Annotated in this window: 4 protein-coding genes; 2 read left to right on the forward strand and 2 right to left on the reverse strand. The window is 45.1% G+C overall.

Annotation, left to right across the window (positions count from 1 at the left end; genetic code table 11):
• The coding region (locus ACTXGO_RS11440; protein ID WP_443574580.1) for a 2OG-Fe(II) oxygenase at positions 1 to 714 on the reverse strand (714 nt) is incomplete at its 3' end.
• A gap of 137 nt (positions 715 to 851) precedes the next feature.
• On the opposite strand from ACTXGO_RS11440, the gene ACTXGO_RS11445 reads away from it, so the two are divergent.
• Positions 852 to 1,736: a 23S rRNA (adenine(2030)-N(6))-methyltransferase RlmJ gene (locus tag ACTXGO_RS11445; RefSeq protein ID WP_201599870.1), complete on the forward strand. Its 885-nt coding sequence runs from the start codon at positions 852 to 854 to the stop codon at positions 1,734 to 1,736.
• Between the two features lie 10 nt (positions 1,737 to 1,746).
• The gene (gene pssA, locus ACTXGO_RS11450) at positions 1,747 to 2,655 is read left to right on the forward strand and encodes a CDP-diacylglycerol--serine O-phosphatidyltransferase (protein ID WP_443574582.1); all 909 of its coding nucleotides are present in this window, start codon (positions 1,747 to 1,749) and stop codon (positions 2,653 to 2,655) included.
• Between the two features lie 62 nt (positions 2,656 to 2,717).
• Here pssA and ACTXGO_RS11455 read toward each other — a convergent pair.
• On the reverse strand, positions 2,718 to 3,344 hold a 627-nt coding region (locus ACTXGO_RS11455; RefSeq protein ID WP_443574584.1), incomplete at its 5' end, for a hybrid sensor histidine kinase/response regulator.

Raw genomic sequence — 3,344 nt, forward strand, 5'->3', positions numbered from 1 at the left:
CAAACTATCGCGGCGCATCCAAGTGGCGATAGAATAGCGCTGACGATGTGCAATTTGTACTTGATGTTGTAAGTCGCTAGCAAAGATAATCAAGCGATTGGCAACAGGCATAATGGTATGAGAGATACTGTGATTATCAACGAGCTCTACTGCGCCGCCGTCACCTGCCTCCCAATTGTCATTAAGATAAAACACCGCTGATAGCACCCGCTCATCACGCCCCGCAGGATTGTCGCTATGCCACTGATAGCCAAAGCCAACAGGGTAGCAGGCATAATGCGCCTCGCTGTGGCGAATCCCTGTAAACAGCGCACGGTTTAAAACATCAGCGAGCTTATCAATGCTTTGTAAATAATAGGATCCTGCTAAAAAGTGGTTATTAATCCAGCGGATTTTATCCCCGCGTATATGACTTAAACGCACGCCAGCTGTAAGATGAGCTTCTCGATAATCAATGAAACCGCTCTCTGCCTGCAAAGCGAGTAGAGCTTTGTCACTAAAGACATTATCGATAATGATAAAACCTTCAAAACTAAGCTTGTTTAGCTGCATATCGGTAAGCCTTTGTTCCCAATTGACAACAAAGTCAGCGGCTTGCAGAGTGGCAATATCTTGGACAAGTAGCAAGGTATTATCAGATTCTACTGGCTTATTAACAGTCAATTTATCCAAATCAGAATTCATCATCTCAGTATTACTATGAATCGTTGTCATCTTTTATCCTTATAATAAGCATAGTCAAACGACTTTTTCACCTTTCTTATTCAATGGCGAGTTACCGAAACCTCGTTATCTTTTATGCTGTCTATGCTACCATAGATGCAATTTTTCTTATTTAAACTTTTGAGACTATGAACTATAAACATGCCTACCACGCCGGTAACTTTGCTGATGTGGTCAAACACATATTGCTCGTACAACTCCTCAATCAGCTCAGCCAAAAGAACAAGCCGTTTTATGTGCTAGATGCTTATGGCGGGCGCGGACTGTATTCGCTCGCAAGCGAAGAGGCGCGCAAGACAGGCGAGGCCAAAGGCGGTATACAAGCGCTGCTTAAAAATGCCGATATCGATATGGAAAAAGCCCCAGCCGCTATTAAAGACTATATAGAAGGTATCAAGCAAGCACGCTTTACCTACGATAGCAAAGTCTATCCCGGCTCACCATGGTGGATTGCGCACCATGTCGAAAAGAACCCTGACGGTGGCGTACGCGGCGAAGCCTTTGAAGCCAAAGCGAGCGAGTATGACGCGCTTAATTATCAACTGCATAAGTTGCCCATTGGTATTCATCACCGTGATGCGTTTGAAGGTATCCGCGCGGTCATTCCACCTGCTGAGCGCCGTGGTCTAATATTCTTAGATCCTCCTTATGAGCAAGAGCACAAGGACTTTACCCGTCTGATTGACTTGCTTGTCGCCTCTTATAATAAATGGCCTCAAGGTACCTATGCGCTATGGTTCCCGATCAAAAACATCGAAGCGGTTGAGCTATTTTACAAAAAGCTAAAACGCACTGATATCAGACGTCAGCTGATCTGTGAGCTCAACATCTATCCTAACGATGTCGCGGTTGGTCTCAACGGTACGGGTATGCTCATTATCAATCCGCCTTGGCAGTTTGACAACCAAGCGCGCGAGATATTGCGATTCTTGCAGCCGGCACTCAAAGTGGCTGATGCCCCTAATATGACGCCTGATAGCGCTACCAACGTGCGCTGGCTGGTTGGCGAATAAGGATAAACTGATGAGTATGGATAGCAAGATAGATACAGATGCCAAGCGCACTGAGACACCATTGAACACCCACTTAGATAGCATCAGTGATAGCGCAGCGACTCAGCCGCCCTATGCCGATGAGCATGAGTTCAATATTCGCTTAGCGGACAATGACGACTACGACGGTCTCACTTTTGAAGTGATAGAAACCGAGGTGGCGGAGGGTAAGCCTGTCGTTAGCCGCGGTGTCTATCTTGCGCCCAATCTAATTACTACGCTATCACTGCTATCAGGGTTTTATTCGATTTTGGCAAGTACGCAAGGCGAGTTCTACAAAGCGTCACTAGCGATTTTTTTGTCAGCGATATTAGATGGCGCGGATGGGCGCGTAGCACGTATGCTCAACGCCCAAAGCCCGTTTGGTGAGCAGTATGATTCACTGGCGGATATGCTTGCCTTTGGCATCGCGCCAGCTATTTTAATTTATAGTTTTGCCTTAGAGCCACTAGGACGTATCGGTTTGGGCTGCGCTTTTGTCTTTACCGCTTGCGGCGCATTTCGACTCGCACGCTTTAACGTGCAAGTAGGCACTGTCGATAAAAAATATTTTGTGGGACTAGCCAGTCCGCTCGCTGCGATATTGGTTACCTCTGCTGTCATGGTTGCCGTTGATCATAACGAGTGGATCGGGCAGTACGATACAGCCGTCATGTTCTTGTTCGCAGCCTGGGTTGTCATCTGTGGTCTCTTAATGGTCAGCAACGTTAAATACTACAGCTTTAAAGAATTTGATAAAAAGAAAGTACCCTTTGTGGTGCTTATTATTGGGGTTTTGATACTCAGTATCGCTATATATGATATCCCTGTGGGTATCTTAGCTATCGGTATCATCTATGCTTTGTCAGGTATTGTGACAACGATAAAAGCAAAAATGTAGAACTTAGAGACAATTAAAATAAAGCCGCTTACTATTTAACGATAGTAGGCGGCTTTTTTGGTTTAGATAAGTGCGAGTACTTGTTGGAGCTGTTGACGCAGATTCTTTGGATCTATTGGTTTATGTAGGACTAAAGGGTTTATCGCTTTAGTAGCTGTAAATAGCTGCGGCGTCGTATCGGCAGTCAAGATGACAAACGGCGTCAAATGGGCAGAGTCACTACTTTGTCTAATCGCAAAGATAATATCCTCACCAGTTATGCCATTAGCTAAGCGAAAATCGGTGATGACCATGTCAGGATTATACTTATTAAAAGCAGTTACTGCCTCCTCAAGCGTCTGTACAGCAACAGGCTGACAGCCCCAAGATCCGAGGAGTAATTGCATTGACTTTAGCACCGCATCATCATCATCAATGACTAAGATAACTTTGTTCTTTAGATAGTTTATCGTTTTGCTAAAATTCAAAGCGTCACTATTACTTGGTGAGCAAGTCGGGAGTACTACTGAAAACTGCGAGCCTGTTTTGACGGTTGACTTAACGTTCAGATCAGCCTTCAAGAGCTGCGCCATTCCTTTGACGATAGCCAAGCCCAGACCCAAACCTTGATCCGTTGTTTTATTGCGCTCGATTTGATAGAACGATTCAAATATCTGTTCGGTTTCATCTATCGTCATGCCGCTTCCTGT

The sequence above is a fragment of the Psychrobacter sp. T6-1 genome (assembly GCF_052258445.1).